General features: G+C 73.7%; 15 protein-coding genes and 2 pseudogenes. 8 read left to right on the top strand and 9 right to left on the bottom strand.

From position 1 onward, the window contains the following. The 6 genes from GA0115240_RS08705 to GA0115240_RS08730 all read left to right on the top strand — a co-directional run. Positions 1-924: dihydrolipoamide acetyltransferase family protein (locus GA0115240_RS08705; RefSeq protein ID WP_141708780.1), on the top strand; the 924-nt coding region annotated here is incomplete at its 5' end. Between the two features lie 163 nt (positions 925-1,087). Continuing rightward, positions 1,088-1,282, top strand: coding sequence for a hypothetical protein (locus GA0115240_RS08710; protein ID WP_093736079.1), 195 nt, complete (start codon positions 1,088-1,090; stop codon positions 1,280-1,282). A gap of 176 nt (positions 1,283-1,458) precedes the next feature. After that, positions 1,459-1,683: a hypothetical protein gene (locus tag GA0115240_RS08715; RefSeq protein ID WP_093736080.1), complete on the top strand. Its 225-nt coding sequence runs from the start codon at positions 1,459-1,461 to the stop codon at positions 1,681-1,683. A 225-nt stretch (positions 1,684-1,908) separates the two neighbouring features. Further along, entirely contained in the window at positions 1,909-2,232 is a 324-nt protein-coding gene (locus tag GA0115240_RS08720; protein ID WP_093736081.1) for a hypothetical protein, read from the top strand. 67 nt (positions 2,233-2,299) lie between these two features. Further along, the gene (locus GA0115240_RS08725; RefSeq protein ID WP_093736104.1) at positions 2,300-2,956 is read left to right on the top strand and encodes a GntR family transcriptional regulator; all 657 of its coding nucleotides are present in this window, start codon (positions 2,300-2,302) and stop codon (positions 2,954-2,956) included. Then, the gene (locus GA0115240_RS08730) at positions 2,953-4,287 is read left to right on the top strand and encodes an MFS transporter (protein ID WP_093736082.1); all 1,335 of its coding nucleotides are present in this window, start codon (positions 2,953-2,955) and stop codon (positions 4,285-4,287) included. Before GA0115240_RS08725 ends, GA0115240_RS08730 begins: the two co-directional genes overlap by 4 nt. A 51-nt stretch (positions 4,288-4,338) precedes the next feature. Here GA0115240_RS08730 and GA0115240_RS08735 read toward each other — a convergent pair whose 3' ends face one another. The 6 genes and pseudogenes from GA0115240_RS08735 to GA0115240_RS08760 form a co-directional block, all read right to left on the bottom strand. Next, positions 4,339-5,616, bottom strand: a complete 1,278-nt coding sequence (locus tag GA0115240_RS08735; protein ID WP_218087418.1) for a cytochrome P450 — start codon at positions 5,614-5,616, stop codon at positions 4,339-4,341. A gap of 347 nt (positions 5,617-5,963) precedes the next feature. Beyond that, positions 5,964-6,593 carry a GTP-binding protein gene (locus GA0115240_RS08740; protein WP_370673299.1) on the bottom strand — a complete coding sequence of 210 codons (630 nt, stop codon included), beginning with the start codon at positions 6,591-6,593 and terminating at the stop codon, positions 5,964-5,966. Further along, a complete protein-coding gene (locus GA0115240_RS08745) occupies positions 6,586-6,945 on the bottom strand; it encodes a DUF742 domain-containing protein (RefSeq protein WP_093736083.1) in 360 nt (119 codons plus the stop codon). Before GA0115240_RS08745 ends, GA0115240_RS08740 begins: the two co-directional genes overlap by 8 nt. A 125-nt stretch (positions 6,946-7,070) precedes the next feature. Beyond that, a pseudogene (locus GA0115240_RS08750) lies at positions 7,071-7,472 on the bottom strand (roadblock/LC7 domain-containing protein); the annotation flags it as partial. A gap of 102 nt (positions 7,473-7,574) precedes the next feature. Beyond that, positions 7,575-9,491, bottom strand: a complete 1,917-nt coding sequence (locus GA0115240_RS08755) for a sensor histidine kinase (protein WP_256069616.1) — start codon at positions 9,489-9,491, stop codon at positions 7,575-7,577. Positions 9,492-9,876: 385 nt separating this feature from the next. Then, positions 9,877-10,701 (bottom strand): maleylpyruvate isomerase family mycothiol-dependent enzyme, encoded by an 825-nt coding sequence (locus GA0115240_RS08760; RefSeq protein WP_093736085.1) that lies wholly within the window; start codon positions 10,699-10,701, stop codon positions 9,877-9,879. 138 nt (positions 10,702-10,839) lie between these two features. Between GA0115240_RS08760 and GA0115240_RS08765 the strand changes: the two are divergent. Next, a pseudogene (locus tag GA0115240_RS08765) lies at positions 10,840-11,689 on the top strand (carbon-nitrogen family hydrolase). A 67-nt stretch (positions 11,690-11,756) separates the two neighbouring features. Here the strand turns inward: GA0115240_RS08765 and GA0115240_RS08770 are convergent. Next, positions 11,757-12,251: an LURP-one-related/scramblase family protein gene (locus GA0115240_RS08770; RefSeq protein ID WP_093736086.1), complete on the bottom strand. Its 495-nt coding sequence runs from the start codon at positions 12,249-12,251 to the stop codon at positions 11,757-11,759. 39 nt (positions 12,252-12,290) lie between these two features. Between GA0115240_RS08770 and GA0115240_RS08775 the strand changes: the two genes are divergently transcribed. Next, entirely contained in the window at positions 12,291-14,132 is a 1,842-nt protein-coding gene (locus GA0115240_RS08775; protein ID WP_093736087.1) for an NHL domain-containing thioredoxin family protein, read from the top strand. 43 nt (positions 14,133-14,175) lie between these two features. On the opposite strand, the gene GA0115240_RS08780 is transcribed toward GA0115240_RS08775, so the two are convergent. Continuing rightward, positions 14,176-14,421 carry a hypothetical protein gene (locus GA0115240_RS08780; protein WP_093736088.1) on the bottom strand — a complete coding sequence of 82 codons (246 nt, stop codon included), beginning with the start codon at positions 14,419-14,421 and terminating at the stop codon, positions 14,176-14,178. 169 nt (positions 14,422-14,590) lie between these two features. Continuing rightward, positions 14,591-15,895: a M18 family aminopeptidase gene (locus tag GA0115240_RS08785; protein WP_093736107.1), complete on the bottom strand. Its 1,305-nt coding sequence runs from the start codon at positions 15,893-15,895 to the stop codon at positions 14,591-14,593. Positions 15,896-15,947: the final 52 nt, after the last annotated feature.

The following is a 15,947-nucleotide window of genomic DNA, read 5'->3' on the forward strand; positions in this document are numbered from 1 at the left end:
AGCCGCTGGGCGGTGCGAACGGAGCGGCCGCTCGCCAAGCCCCCGGTGCGCAAGCTCGCCAAGGACCTGGGCATCGATCTGGCCACGGTGGTCCCCACCGGGCGCAGCGGCGAGGTGACCCGGGAGGACATCCGGGCCGCCGCCGCCCCGCCGGCCCTGCTGCCGTCGACCGAGGCGCCCGCACCGGGCGCCGTGGCGGGCGCCGCCGCGGGAACGGCCGCCGGGCGGGAGACCCGGACTCCGATCAAGGGCGTCCGCAAGGCCACCGCGCAGGCGGTGGTGGCCAGCGCCTTCACCGCCCCGCACGTGACCGAGTTCGTCACCTTCGACATCACCCGGACGATGAAGCTGGTCCAGGAGCTGAAGGAGGACCGGGCCTTCGCGGGCCTGCGGGTCAGCCCGCTGCTGCTGGTCGCCAAGGCGCTGCTGGTCGCCGTCCGCCGGCATCCGGAGGTCAACGCGGCCTGGGACGAGGAGCGCCAGGAGATCGTCCACAAGTCGTACGTGAACCTGGGGATCGCCGCGGCCACCCCGCGCGGCCTGATCGTCCCCAACATCAAGGACGCGCACAGCAGGACGCTCCCCGAACTGGCCGCCGACCTCGCCGAGCTGGTGGCCACCGCCCGGGAGGGCAAGACCTCGCCGGCCGCGATGCAGGGCGGCACCGTCACCATCACCAATGTCGGCGTCTTCGGCGTCGACACCGGTACGCCGATCCTCAACCCCGGTGAGTCCGCGATCCTCGCCTTCGGCGCGGTCAAGCTCCAGCCGTGGGTGCACAAGGGCAAGGTGAAGGCCCGCCAGGTCACCACGCTCGCGCTCTCGTTCGACCACCGCCTGGTCGACGGGGAGCTGGGCTCCAAGGTGCTGGCGGACGTGGCGGCGATCCTGGAGCAGCCCAAGCGCCTGATCACCTGGGCGTAAGGCGCCGCGGCACACCGTGCCGCGGCGGTGCCCGCGCCGGTGGGAGCACCGGCCGCGGTGCGGCGCGTGCGCCACGTGCGGGGGGTTCGGAGCACAAACGTCCGGGCCCTCCGCGCGTGCGTGTTATGACCGATTGCGGCCGGTTTTGTGCTGCGATCGCCGTATGGTCGTCTCCGTCTCCGCCGTGCTGCTGCTCTTCCTGCTCGCGGCGATGCTCATGCGCCACCGTGCCCTCAAGCTGAGCCACGCCGTGACCTGTGTGCTGCTCGGCTTCGTACTCGCCTCCAGCAGTCTGGCGCCCACCATCCAGTCCACGGTCTCCTCGACCGCGGACCTGGTCAGCACCTTCCGGCCCTGATCAGCCGATCGCGTACGCCCGATCCGGGCGCCGTCCCGGGGCCGCCGCGGTGCTCCGGAGGGCCGCCGCCGCAAGGGATCGGGCGGTTCGGGACGGGCCGCCGCACCGAATCGAATCGGCATCGTTGCCTCCGAGCCCGACCGCTCCCGGCCTCGTCAGCGCATACTGGTAGCACGATGACGAAACCTGCCGCGCCCCGGCGCCACCTCCCCACAAGCCCCTTCAACGTCCCGGTTGCCCCGCCGGCCAAGCGATTCGAGCTGGGAGACCGCGTCTCACACGACCGCTACGGCCTGGGCAGGATCATCGGCGTCGAGGACGGGATCGCCATGCTCGTCGACTTCGGCGGCGACCGACAGACCCGAGTGGTCAGCCCCTACTCGGGCATGAACAAGCTCTGAGGCACTGCGCCGGCTGAGCCGAGCCGACCCGGCTGACCTGGTACGACGGCGTCGGAGGCCGGCCGGTCGGCCGCGGACCGGCCGGGTGCGCCCGGTACACCGGCGGTCAGCAGCGACGTTCCGGCGTGCGCCGGGCGCCGCCCGACTGCCGTGCCCCCGGGCGGCAGTGAGACGCGTCACACCGACTCCGGGCCCCGCCCGGGTCACGATGACGGCCGGACGGCGTTGACGGGTGTCGAACCGGACGGCTTCGAAGGGCGGGCCGCCGACCCCGCCGACACCGGCTACGCGCAAACCGACGAGCAGGCCGCCGCCTTCCGGAGCCCGCGGCGCGCCACGCTGCTCGGCTACGCCGACGCGACCAACGGCCTGGCGGAGAGCTATCTGACGACGGCGCCCGGCACCGACCTCGGCCGCGTCGTCACCAGCCCCACGTCGGGCGACACCCATGCGGTGCAGGAGCGCCTCGCCGGCCACTTGCATGACAGCCTCGCCCATCTGGGCCAGATCGGCCTGCTGTTGGGCCCGTTCGCCGGTCCGGCGGCGTGACCTGATCGTCCGTATCGCGGACGGCGGCTGTCTGCGGGATACCTGTTGTATCTAAGATGTGCGCATCATGACCGCCATTGCCGCACCCAAGTCCCCACCCGCCGCCGAGCGGGTCTATCTGCATGTCAAGTCCGGCGTGCTCGACCGGAGTTACGAAGGCGGGACGCTGCTGACCGAGGGCGATCTCGCCGAGGCCGTCGGGGTGTCCAGGACGCCGGTGCGAGAAGCGCTGCTGCGGCTGGAGGCCGAGGGGCTGCTCAAGCTGTATCCGAAGAAGGGCGCCCTGGTCCTGCCGGTCTCGGCGCAGGAGATCACCGACGTGGTGGAGACCCGGCTGCTGGTCGAGCAGCACGCGGTGGCGAAGGTGGTCGGGGCGGTACCGGCCCGGCTGATCGCCCGGCTGGAGGAATCCCTGGCCGAGCAGCGCGGGCACGCCGCCACCGGGGACCTGGCCGCGTTCGCCGCCGCCGACCGCGGCTTCCACGCCGAGATCGTGCGCGCGGCCGGGAACCGTATCCTCGCGCACCTCTACGACCAGCTGCGCGACCGGCAGTTGCGGATGGGCGTGGCCACCATGCACGCCGAGCCGAGCCGGGTCGCCAAGAACCTCGCCGAGCACACCGAGATACTGGAGGCGCTGCGCGGCGGGGCCGCCCGGACCGCCGCCGAGATCGTGGACCGGCACGTGTCCTGGGTGAAGACCCTCGCCCGGGGCGAGTCGTGACGGCGCCGGGCGGCAAGCCGGCCGCGGGTCTGGCCCTTCCCGGCGATCCGCCGGGCGGCCGGCGGGCCGTGCTCGTCTGGGGGGTCGGCACCCTCGTCTACTTCGTCGCCGTCGTGCACCGCACCAGCCTCGGCGTGGCCGGCATCGATGCCGCCGACCGCTTCCACATCGGCGCCTCGGCCCTGTCGACCTTCTCCATCCTCCAGGTGCTGGTCTACGCCGGTATGCAGATACCCGTCGGCCTGATGGTGGACCGGCTCGGCACGAAGCGGGTGCTGATGCTGGGCGCGGTGCTGTTCACCACCGGGCAGGGGGCGTTCGCGCTGTCGCACTCGTACGGGATGGCGCTCGCCGCCCGCGCGGTGCTCGGCTGCGGCGACGCGATGACCTTCGTCAGTGTGCTGCGGCTCGGCACCCGCTGGTTCCCGGCCCGGCGCGGTCCGATGATCAGCCAGGGGGCCGCGCTGTTCGGCGTGGCCGGCAACCTCGTGTCGACCGTGGCGCTGTCCCGGCTGCTGCACTCGGCCGGCTGGACCCCCACCTTCCTCGGGACGGCGCTGGTCGGCGCGCTGGTGCTGGTCCTGGTCGCGCTCTTCCTCAAGGACCACCCGGAGGGATACGAGCCCGCGCCCGTCGAACACCTCGGCCCGGCCTACATCCGGCGGCAGATCGCCGACGCCTGGCGGGAGCCCGGCACCCGGCTGGGCATGTGGACGCACTTCACCACGCAGTTCTCCGGAATGGTGTTCCTGCTGCTGTGGGGGCTGCCCTTCCTGGTCGAGGACCAGGGCATGTCCCGCGGCGGGGCGGGCGAGATGCTCACCCTGGTGGTGGTCGCCAACATGGTCTTCGGCCTGCTCTTCGGTCAGCTCATCGGCCGCCACCACGGCTTGCGGATGCCGCTGACCCTGGGCGTGATCGCGGCGACCGCCGCCGCCTGGGCCCTGGTGCTGAGCTGGCCGGGCGGCCAGGACCCGCTGTGGGTGCTGGTGCTGCTCTGCGTCGTCCTCGGCGCGTGCGGCCCCGCCTCGATGATCGGCTTCGACTTCGCCCGCCCGGCCAATCCGCCCGAGCGCCTCGGCACCGCCTCCGGCATCGTCAACATCGGCGGCTTCAGCGCGTCGGTGCTGACCTTGTTCGCGATCGGCGTGCTGCTCGACGCGACCGGTGACAACTACCGCGTCGCCTGGAGCAGCGTCTTCGTCCTCCAGGCCGTCGGCACCGCGCAGATCCTGCGGCTGCGCCGCACCAGCGAACGACTGGAACGCGACCGGATAGCGGTCAGCCGCGTCGCCACCGTCCACCGCACGGCCCCGGCCCCGGTGGAATGACACGGGGCGCGGCGCGCGGTCCGGCGCCGCGCCCCGCGGTCCCGGGCACGGTCAGATCAGCGGGGTGAACTCCACCGGGAGGGCCGCGGGGCCGCGCAGCCAGATGGACGGGCGCCAGGAGAGGTCCTCCGGGGCGCGGGCCAGCCGCAGGTCAGGGAGGCGGTCCAGCAGCACCTCGACGGCCGCGGTCGCGATGGCCTCGGCGATCTCCGGGGCCGGCGCCGGGCAGCGGTGTTCGCCGTGGCTGAAGGACAGGTGCGCCTGATTGCCGCCGGTCGCGGCGGCGGTGCGGGCCGAACTCCGGCCGGCCGGGACCACCGGGCACACCTGCGGGTCGGTGTTGGCCGCGGCCAGGCCCAGCACCAGCAGGTCGCCCGCCCGGATGTGCCGGCCGGCCAGCTGGGTGTCCCGGGTGGCCCAGCGGCCGATGAAGTTCTGGGTGGGGGTGTCCATCCACAGCACCTCGGTGAGTGCCTGGCCGACGCTGCGCCGCCCGCCGGACAGCGACACCGCGAACCGGTCGTCGGTCAGCATCAACCGCAGGGTGTTCCCGATCCAGTTGGCGGTCGGCTGCTGTCCGGTGGCCATGACGGCGATCAGGTCCTGCACGATCTCCTCGTCCGCCAGCCGGGCCGGATGGGCCAGCAGCCGGGACGGCAGATCGGGGCCCGGGCGCCGCCGCCTGCGCTCCAGCAGCAGCTCCATGGTGCCGCGGATACGGGCGTACGCCATGCCCGCCTCGGGCCCGTCGCCCAGCACGGTCACGGTGTCCCGCTCCAGCTCCGCCGTCTCGTCGTCGCGCAGCCCGAACAGCCCGGCCAGTACCCGCAGCGGCACCTGCCCGGCGTAGTCCGCCATCAGCTCCGCCCGCCCGGCGCCCGCGAACGCGTCCACCGCGATGTCGGCGGCCCGCTCGGCCTCGAAGCGCAGCTCGAACTGGTCGACCGCCCCGAGCACGTCGGAGATCGCCCCGGCCCGCCGGCGGTGCTCGGCGCCCTCGGTGAACAGCACCGACGCGTTGTGCGCGACGAAGGGCAGCAGCGGCCAGTCCCGCGGCACCCGGTCCCAGGAGTGCCACCGCCGCGAGTCGCGGGCGAACAGCTCCGGGTTGCCGGTGACGTAGTGCACCTCGCGGTAGCCGAGCACCAGCCAGGCCGGCAGGTCGGCGTCCAGCAGCACCGGCGCCACCGATCCGTGCACCTGGCGCAGCATCTCGTACAGGCCCGCCGGGTCGCGCTGGAATCCCGGCGAGTGCAGGCGGACCGGGGCGGCGTCCGGATGCAGCGGCAGGGCCGGATTCAGCTCCGGGGGCACACCGGTCGGCGGCACGGGCGCGCCGGGCGGCCGTCCGCCGGGGTAACTGGGCTGCGGGGTCGGCACGTTGGGGCGGGCGGCGGCCTGGTAGGCGGCCTGCTGGGTGCTGGGCGCCGCGGCGGGATACGGCGCCAGCGGCACACCCGGGTACGGGGTCGGTGAGGCCGGGTGCGGGTAGGGGCCGGTGTCCGGCTCCCTGGGCGCGGGCTCCTCGGGCGCCGTCGGTATCGCCCAGGTCCCCGCTCCCTGCTCGGGCCCGCCCGGCACGGGGCCCGGCCCGTGCCCCCGACGGCCCGGTCCCGGCCCCGGCCCCGGTCCTTGCCCCTGGTGTCCCTGTCCCTGCCCCTGTCCCTGGTACGACGTCACGGCATGGACTCCCAGGCAGGCGAAGCGTAGGTCAGCAGGTAGTCGACCAGCGTGATCAGCACCCGCTTGGCGGATTGACGCCGGCGGGCGTCGCAGTCGATCAGCGGGATCCCGGGCGGCAGCGACAGCGCCTCGCGCAGGTCGTCCAGGGAGTGCTGCGGTGGGCCGAAGTTGTTGCGGGCCACGATGAACGGCAGCCCGTGGTGTTCCAGCCGGTCGATGGCGTACCAGGAGTCGGCGATCCGCCGGGTGTCGACCAGCACCACCGCGCCCATCGTGCCGGAGAACAGCCGCTCCCACAGGAACCAGAAGCGCTCCTGGCCGGGGGCGCCGAACAGGTACAGCACCATCTCGTCGTCCAGCGTGATCCGGCCGAAGTCGAAGGCCACGGTGGTGCTCTGCTTGCCGCCGGGCCCGGCCGGCTCGTCGATGCCGACGCCCGCCCGGCTCATGGTCTCCTCGGTGCTCAGCGGGCGGATCTCGCTGACCGCGCCCACCAGGGTGGTCTTGCCGACGCCGAATCCGCCCACGATCGCGATCTTCAGCCCGTCACTGGCGGTGTCCCGCAGCGGCGGCCCGCTCCCGCCGGCCTCGTCCCAGGACGGCTGGCCGGAGTGCTCAGAGATTCTGGAGGGCACGCAGCACCTTCTTCAGGGTCTCCGGCGGCGGTACCCGGTCGCCGGACAGGGCGCTGCGCGGATGCCGGGCGCTGATCAGGCCCGCGTCCCGCAGGTCGCCCAGCAGTATCTTCACCACCGTGATGGGCAGCCCGAGATAGGCCGCCACCTCCACCACGGCGGTCGGGCGGCGGCACAGCCGCAGGATCCGTACGTGCTCGGACTGCATGCCCAGGGCCGGTTCGCTCTCCGCGACCACGATCGTCACGAGGTCGAACGGGGACTCGTTCGCGCGGCTGCGGCCACCGGTCAGGGTGTAGAGCCGGTCTGGTTCGCCGCTGTCGACCGGCCCGCGGTTCATGCCTGCCGCTTCCCGCGCGTGCCGTCGAGGTCGCTGCGGGCGCCGCTGCCGCCGCCCGGGAAGGAACCGCCGGCCGGGCCGGCCGGCGGGTCGGCGCGGGAATCGGCGCGGGGATCGGTCATCCGGGCCCCGGTACGCGGATCGGACCGCAGCCGGTTGCCCATCTGCTCGACCAGTTCGTTCATGTGGTGGCCGATGACGCCGGCGTCCGCGTACTCCTCGCCGACCACCGCCAGATGCGCGCCCTCACCCGCCTCCACGATGAACAGGATGCCGCCGTGGAACTCGGTCATCGACTGCCGCACCCCGCCGCTGCCGTCGCCGAACTCCATCGAGGCGCCGTGCGCCAGGGCCTGGATGCCGGAGGCGATCGCGGCCAGCTGGTCGGCCCGGTCGATGGACAGCCCGGAGGACAGGCACAACTTGAGGCCGTCGCGGGACAGCACCAGGGCGTGCCGGGCGCCGGGCGTCTTCGCCAGCAGCGTCTCCAGCAGCCAGTCCAGGCCGTCGTGCTCGGTGGTGGTCATCTGCCGCTGTCCCCTCCCGGCGTCGGTCCGCTCGGTACGGTGTCGCCCGCGCCGCCGTCCTCCCCGCCGAACCCGCCGAACTCCCCGAACCGGCCCGCTCCGTCATGCCCGCCGTAACCGCCGCGGACGCCGGTGCCGGCGGCCGGGTAGCCGCTCTCGGCGGCATAGTCGGCGTCGGTCAGGTAGCCGGTGTCGGCGGTGTCGTCCACGTCGGCGGCATACCGCCCGCCGCCGCCGAAGGCCGCGCCGAACGTGCCGTCGCCGGAGGCGGTACGGCCGGCGGGTGCCATCGCGCCCGCACCGGCCCCGCCCGCACCCGCGGCCCCCACGGCCGCCCCCGCTCCCGGGTCCGAGGCCGGGTTCGGTCCAGCGTGCGGTCCAGCGTTCGGGGCAGCATTCGGCCCTGCGTTCGGCCGCCCCTCCGGAACCTTCCGGCCGGCCGCCGCGTCCCGGAAGGCGCTGAAGCGGGCGCCGGCGCCGGCCCGTGACCGGGCCGCCCGCGCCGCCTCCTCCGGGGACGGGTCGAGCCAGGGCGCCGACGGGTCGCCGGGTGGTTCGCCGTGCTGGGCGGCGGCCAGCGTCTGGCCGCGGGCCCGCTTGGGCAGCGGCTCGGCCGCCTCCTGCCGGGCCTGGGGCGGAGGGGGCGTGGGCCGGCCAGGTCTGCCCGGTGGAGAACTCGTGCGGCTGGCCCCCGTCCCCGGGTGCGTAGGCGCCGCCGCCCTCGGTCCGGTAGCCCTCGCCGGCGCCGTAGCCCCCCTCCTCCACCGGGTAGTCCGCCGCGTGCTCGGCCGGGGACTGGGTGAGGATCCGCGGCGGGATCAGCACGACCACCCCCGTACCGCCCCGCGAGGAGGGCCGGAAGGAGATCAGCAGCCCGTGCTTGCGGGCCAGGCAGCCCACCACCGCCAGGCCCAGCCGGGTGCCGGACAGCACCCGCAGGTCCAGCGGGTCGCCGGAGACCAGCTTCTGCGCCCGCAGCAAGGTGGCGTCCGGCATCACCAGGCCCGCGTCCTCGATGGTGATGACGACCCCGGAGTGCGTCTCCTGGACGTAGACGTGCACTTCCTCGGTCGGCGGCGAGAAGTTGCAGGCGTTGTCCAGGAGTTCGGCCAGCGCGTGCATGACGCCCTCGGCCGCGTAGCCGGCCACCGCCGCCGTGCTGGTGGAGTGCAGCCGCACCCGCTGGTAGGCGCCTATTCGGCCCATCGCGCCGCGCAGCACGCTCTCCATCACGATCGGCTTCGTCCAGCGGCGGCCCGAGCGCGAGCCGGTCAGCACCGCGACGCTGTCGGCCAGCCGGCCGGTCTGCGCGGTGCAGTGGTCCAGGTGCAGCAGATCGCCGAGCACCTCCTCGCCGAGGCGGTCCTCCATCTCCCGCAGGTCGGCCAGCATGCCGGTGGTCAGTGCCTGCATGCGGCTCGCGGCGCTGGCGCACGCGGCCATCCCGGCCGCCCGCATCCGCTCGCTCTTGGCGATCTCCCGGATCAGCACTCCCAGCAGGCGCTGATGGGCGGGCCCGGTGGGCTGCGGCAGCCGCGCCATCACGGTGTCGGCCGAACCGCCGGCCCGCAGCCGGTCCACCGCCATCGGGATGGTCACCTCGGCCAGCCGGGCCGTCTCGCCCTCCAGGGCCGCCGCCCGCGCGGTCTCCGCCTTGAGCGCCGCCCGCAGCGACAACTGCGCCTCGGCCGCGGTCCTGCGCTGCACCTCGGTGGCCCGGGCGGCACGCTGGGCGGCCTCCAGATCGATGGCGGCGAGCCGGGCCGACTCGGAGTGCCGCTCGGCCTCCCGATACGCCTCAGCCCGTAACTCAGCGGTCTGGAAACGGAGTTCGCGAGCCAGCCGGCGCCGGGACATGGCGAGCGCCACCACGACGCCGAGCAGCACCGCGCCGACCGCGCCGGTGGCGGTGATCAGCGGGCGGTCCGCGGTGACCGCGCGGGTCGCCGCCCAGCCACAGGCCGCGCTCGCCGCGACGACCGCGGCGAGCGGGAGAACGACGGCCCAAGCAGTGCGCACCGGGCGCCGGCCGGGGGTGGACGAAGGAGGCGATAACGGCGAACTCTGGGCTGACATCAATCGGTACCTCATGGCGGGAGGCCGACAACCCACCGCCGTGCCGGGGACGTTGACGTACGAGCAGTGCGGGTGCGTGTTATTGCGCCACACCCTACTCGCCCAACTCAGCCTTCTCGGGCAGAACGCCAGTCTTTCATCGCCAGACCGTCACCGGATCATCACAGCTCGTGCCATCCCCGGCCGCGCCGGCACCCCGTGTCACCGAAGTGGGAAGCGGCCGTCCGCATCCCACCGGACGGCCGCGCGCCACCCACCTTTCGGACTTACTCCGCCACCGGGGCCGCTCGGACCGACCGGCCCGCCGGGCCGCCCTCGCGCCCGCGGGTCACTTGGTGACCGCGATGTGCGACAAGATCGCCTCGGCCAGCTCGGCGTCGCCCTCGATCTTCAGCCGGTCCGCCACCGCGGCCGGCCGGACCCGCCCGGCGAGCAGCCGCAGGAAGGTCTCCCAGTCCACCACGAAGGTCACCGCGGGCCCGAGCGAGACAGCCGAGTCGATGCTGCCGCGGCCCTCGGCGTCCACCCGTACCGTCCGCATGAACTCCAGCGGCCCGTGCACGTCGAAGACCACCGCGGAGCCGGGCTTGGCGCCCGCGTCGTGCGCGACCAGCTTCGGCAGGGCGTTCAGCACGTAGTCCCGGGAGAGCACCGCCGCCGCGGACGCGAGATTGCCCGGCTTGTCCAGGGCGCGGCGCAGATCCTGCTCGTGCACCCACACGTCGAAGACCCGGCCGCGGAGCTGCTCTTCGAGGGTGGTCTCGCCGCCGCCGATGGCGCGCACCTCGTGGTCCGGCTGCCGGGTCTCGTTCCGCAGCTGCCGCGAGCGCCGGATGATGGTGTACTCCAGCTCCGAGGTCATCTCGGGCGCGGTGTGGTGGCGGCGGATGTCGACCGGCACCTCGGTGTAGCGGGCGGCCTCGCTGGTGATGTGCCGCAGATCACTGGGCAGGCTGTGGATCGGCCGCGGGTCGCCGAGCAGCTCGCACTCGAAGCCGATGACGTGCGAGACGACATCGCGCACCGACCAGTAGGGGCAGTCCGTGGGCCGGCTCCACTCCCCCTCGGTCAGTGGCGAGACCAGTTCGTTGATGGATTCTATGGAGTGGGTCCAGGCGTCGATGTACGGCTGGAGCTTGCTGTGGACGGTCACGGGACGGGACCCCTCGACATTCGGTGCGCGGTCGTGGTGGTTGGCGCCTAAGTTACGCTGCGCGCGGGCGCCCACGCAGTGCTTTCGAGTGACGATGGTAGGCCCGACTTGACGACCCAACGTATGGGCGGTGACCCGGTGCGCGCAACGCTTGTGCAGATCGACGTGGACCCGGAGGAAACGGTCGGCGACCGCCGGGAAAGGACGGCCGCGCTGGTCCGGGCCCAGGCCGGCGCGGATCTTGTGGTGCTGCCCGAGCTGTGGCCGGTCGGGGCCTTCGCCGCGGAGTCCTTCGCGGCCGAGGCGGAGCCGGTGGACGGCGGCCCCACCGCCGCCGCGATGGGCGCGGCCGCGCGCGCCGCCGGCGTATGGCTGCACGCCGGCTCGATCGTCGAGCGGGACCCGGAGGGGCCGCTCTACAACACCTCGCTGCTCTTCGCGCCGGACGGCGAACTGCACGCCGTCTACCGCAAGATCCACCGCTTCGGCTTCGACCGGGGCGAGGCCACCTTGATGGCGGCCGGCGACCGGATCGTCACCGCCCGCCTGCCGCAGACGGTGCTGGGCCTGGCCACCTGCTACGACCTGCGCTTCCCGGAGCTGTTCCGGCTGCTGGTGGACGAGGGCGCGCATGTGCTGGTCGTCCCGGCCGGCTGGCCCGCGCGCCGGCTCGCGCACTGGCGCACGCTGGTCCAGGCGCGGGCCGTCGAGTCGCAGGCGTACGTGCTGGCCTGCGGGACGGCGGGGACGCGACGCGGGGGTCGAGCAGGCCGGGCACAGCATGGTGGTGGACCCGTGGGGCGAGGTGCTGGCCGAGGCCGGCCCGGGCGAGCAGGTGCTGAGCGTCGAGCTGGACCCCGCCCGGGTGGCGGCCACCCGGGTGGACTTCCCGGTCCTGCGGGACCGGGTGCTGGGGCTGCCGACGCCCTCACGCGCTGCTCCCGCCGCCTCCGCCGCCCCTGCCGCCGGGTCGCCGCCGGGCGCCTAGGGCCGGTCCGGCCACCGGGGCGGCCACCGAGGCGGCCACCGGCGCGGGCGGGGCCGGCTGCTGCCGCCTACTCCTCCCCGTGCTCGTTCTCCACCAGCCGGTCCACGCACACCGCCACCGCGATCAGCATGCCCGCGTCCGCGTCCTCGCGTTCCACGTCGATCGCGTACGCGTCCCGCAGCGTGAACCACTTGCGGGAGATCCGGGCCAGCCGCTCGCCCTCGTACTCGATGTCGTACTCCTTGCCGACGAGGTCGCCGCGGACCTCCAGTTCCTCGCCGGAGGCCAGTTCGGCCCGGTACACCTGCCGCAGCAGCGTCAGCCGCTTCTTCCTGACCGTGGCCAGCGTCTCGCCCTCGCGCTCGATGAGCATCGTGTCCCGCAGGCTGACCAGCTTCTTGTGGATGACGGCCACCACGGCGCCGTTCACGTCCTGGAGCTCCAAGGTGTCGCGCAGCCGCATCACCTTGCCGTCGACGTAGAACGCGCGCCGACCGTGCTCGTCCTCGATCCAGTAGTCGTCGCCGATGGCGAACATCTTCTCCCGCACCACATATTTCATGGGGAATGCCTACCCCGGACCATGCTGTTGGATGGGGATATGACTGCACGTGCACGTGTCCGCGCCCCCGAGCTGATCGGGAAGGGCGGCTGGCTGAACACCGGCGGGAAGCAGCACACCCTGGCCGACCTGCGCGGATCCATTGTGATCCTCGACTTCTGGACCTTCTGCTGTGTGAACTGCCTGCATGTCCTGGACGAGCTGCGGGAGCTGGAGGAGCGCCACCGCGACACCGTGGTGATCGTCGGGGTGCACTCGCCGAAGTTCGTGCACGAGGCCGAGCACCGGGCCGTGGTGGACGCGGTGGAGCGCTACGCGGTGCACCACCCGGTGCTGGACGACCCGGAGCTGGCCACCTGGAAGCAGTACGCGGTCCGGGCCTGGCCCACGCTGGTCGTCATCGACCCCGAGGGATACGTGGTCGCGCAGCACGCCGGCGAGGGCCACGCGCACGCGCTGGACAAGCTCGTCACCCGGCTGGAACAGGAGCACACCGCCAAGGGCACCCTGCGGCGCGGCGACGGCCCCTACGTGCCGCCGGAGCCCGTCGCCACCGATCTGCGGTTCCCCGGCAAGGTGCTGCTGCTGCCCGCTTCCGGGCACTACCTGGTCGCCGACTCCAGCCGGCACGCCCTGGTCGAACTGGCCGCCGACGGCGAGAGCGTGGTCCGGCGGATCGGTACCGGTGAGCGCGGCCTGGTCGACGGCGACGCGGCCACCGCCCGTTTCAGCGAACCCCAGGGCTTGGCCCTGCTGCCCGACGGGTCCGTCGTGGTGGCCGACACCGTCAACCACGTGCTGCGCCGGCTGGATCCGCAGACCGGCCGGGTCACCACCGTGGCCGGCACCGGCACGCAGTGGTGGCAGGGCTCGCCCACCTCGGGACCGGCCCGCGAGGTGGCGCTGTCCTCACCGTGGGACGTGGCCTGGTTCGAGGACCGGGTGTGGATCGCGATGGCCGGCGTCCACCAGCTGTGGACCTACGACCCGGCCACCGACCGGGTGGAGGTCGCGGCCGGCACCACCAACGAGGGCCTGGTGGACGGGCCCGCCGACGAGGCGTGGTTCGCCCAGCCCTCGGGACTGTCGGCCGCCGGGGGTCGGCTGTGGATCGCCGACGCCGAGACCTCGGCGCTGCGCTGGGCCGAGCGGGCCCAGGACGGGGCCGGACATCTGATCCGGACCGCTGTCGGCACCGGCCTGTTCGACTTCGGCCACCGCGACGGGCCGGCCGGACAGGCGCTCCTGCAGCACCCGTTGGGCGTCACCGCGCTTCCGGACGGCTCGGTCGCGGTCAGCGACACCTACAACAACGCGCTGCGCCGCTACGACCCGGTGACGGGGGAGGTGTCCACGCTGGCCACCGATCTGCGCGAGCCGTCGGACGCGGCCGTGGTGGACGGCGACATCGTGGTGGTGGAGTCGGCGCGGCACCGGCTGACCCGGCTGCGGCTGCCGGAGGAGGCGGTCCGCGTGGAGGCGGTCGCGCACCGCACCCGGCGGGCCGCGACCGATGTCGGCGCCGGACCGTTCCGGCTGGACGTGGTCTTCTCCGCGCCCCCCGGCCAGAAGCTGGACGACCGCTACGGCCCCTCCACCCGGCTGCTGGTGAGCGCCACTCCGCCCGAACTCCTGCTGGAGGGCGGCGGCAAGGGCAGCGACCTGTTCCGCGAGCTGGTGCTGGACCCGGCGGTGCCCGAAGGGGTGCTGCACGTGTCGGCGATGGCGGCGTCCTGCGACGTGGACGACTCCGACAACCCCAACCCGTATCCGGCCTGCCATGTGCACCAGCAGGACTGGGGAGTCCCCGTCCGGATCACCCCGGACGGGGACTCGCGGCTCGCTCTGGTCCTGGCGGGCATGGACGGGGCGGCCGGGTGACCGCCGCCGGGCGCGGTGCGCGGTCCCGGGGCGGCCGGTCCGCTCAGTAGCGGTTGTACCGCTCGCCGGGGTAGTACCGCTCCTCGACCACGGGCGGCACGTCGCCGTCCGCCGTCGGCGGTATCCGGCGCCGCTTGAAGATGCTGACGTAGGCGGCCAGGCCGATCATGCCGACGGCCATCATGATCAGACCGATCAGATCCACGTTGACGCCCTTGGCGTGCCAGTCGGTGGCGAACGTGATGATCGCTCCGACCGCAATCAGGATGATGCAGCCTCCGATACCCACAGTGCCCGCCTCCGTTGGTTGACTTGACTGGCTCGTGGTGTCCACAGGGCGTCTTCCCGCTCGTTTGACGTCCAATCAGCGCGTCGGTCGCCGGTTGTGCGCCGGTCGTGCTCCCCGGTTGCGCCGCCCCGTCAGCCGTTGCCCCGTCAGCCGCCGCCCCGTCAGCCCGTCAGCCCGTCAGGAACGAGCGCAGCGCGGTGGCCAGCAGGTGCGGGTCGTCGGCGCCGCACAGTTCGCGGGCGGAGTGCATGGACAGCACGGGTACGCCGATGTCCACGGTGGTGATGCCGTGCCGGGCGGCGGTGATCGGGCCGATGGTGGTGCCGCACGGGATGGCGTTGCTGGAGACGAAGTGCTGGAACGGGACACCGGCCCGTTCGCAGGCGGCCGTGAACAGGGCGCGGCCGGCGCCGTCGGTGGCGTAGCGCTGGTTGACGTTGCTCTTCAGGATCGGGCCGCCGTTGGCGCGCGGGCGGTGCGTCGGGTCGTGGCGCTCGGGGTAGTTGGGGTGGACGGCGTGGCCGACGTCGGAGGACACGCACACGGTGCCGGCCAGCGCGCGCAGCCGCTCCTCGTAGCCGCCGCCGCGGGCGTGCACCGAGCGCTCCAGCACGCGGCCGAGCAGCGGGCCCTGGGCGCCGGTGTCGGACTCGCTGCCGTTCTCCTCGTGGTCGAAGGCGGCCAGTACCGGGATGAACGGCAGGTCGTCGCCCCGCCCGTCGCCGGCGACGGCGATCAGCGCGGCCAGCGCGGCGTGCACCGACAGCAGGTTGTCCAGCCGGGGCGAGGCCAGCAGGTCGCGGTCGCGGCCGAGGAAGGCGGGCGGCTGCACGTCGTGCGTCATCAGGTCCCAGCCGGCCACTTCCTCGGCGGGGATGTCCGCCTCGGCCGCCAGGAAGGCGATCAGGTCGCCGTCCTCCGCCTCGCCCAGGCCCCACAGCGGCTGGAGGTGGCGCTGCTTGTCCAGGGTGAGGCCGTTGTCGTTGACCCCCCGGTCCAGGTGGACGGCGAGCTGGGCGACGCGCAGCAGCGGACGGTCGACGTTCACCAGCCGGGTGCTGCCGTCGCGCAGCGACAGCCGGCCGGCAAGGCCCAGGTCGCGGTCCAGCCAGCTGTTGAGCAGCGGCCCGCCGTAGATCTCCACCGCCACCTGCCGCCAGCCCGCGGCGCCCATGTCGGGGCGCGGCTTGACCCGGAGGTTCGGCGAGTCGGTGTGCGCGCCGACCACCCGGAACGGCGTCTGCGGCGCGGCGCCTTCCGGCACGTACCAGGCGATGACGGCGCCGCCCCGCAGCACGTACCGGCCGCCGGCCGCGCCGTCCCACGCGTCGGTCTCCTCGACCCGGTGGAATCCGGCCTGCTCCAGCCGGCCGGCCGCGGTGGCCACCGCGTGGTAGGGGGAGGGGCCGGCCTGCACGAAAGAGGCCAGGTCGGCGGTGTGGGCGCGGTCGAACGTATCCGGGTGGTGGCTCATACCCGCCAGCATAGGAAAGACGGTGTTCCGCTACCGGGGAGGTGGCGGAACA

It is taken from the genome of Streptomyces sp. DvalAA-14 (assembly GCF_900091855.1).
In the GTDB taxonomy this organism is placed as follows: Bacteria; Actinomycetota; Actinomycetes; order Streptomycetales; family Streptomycetaceae; genus Actinacidiphila.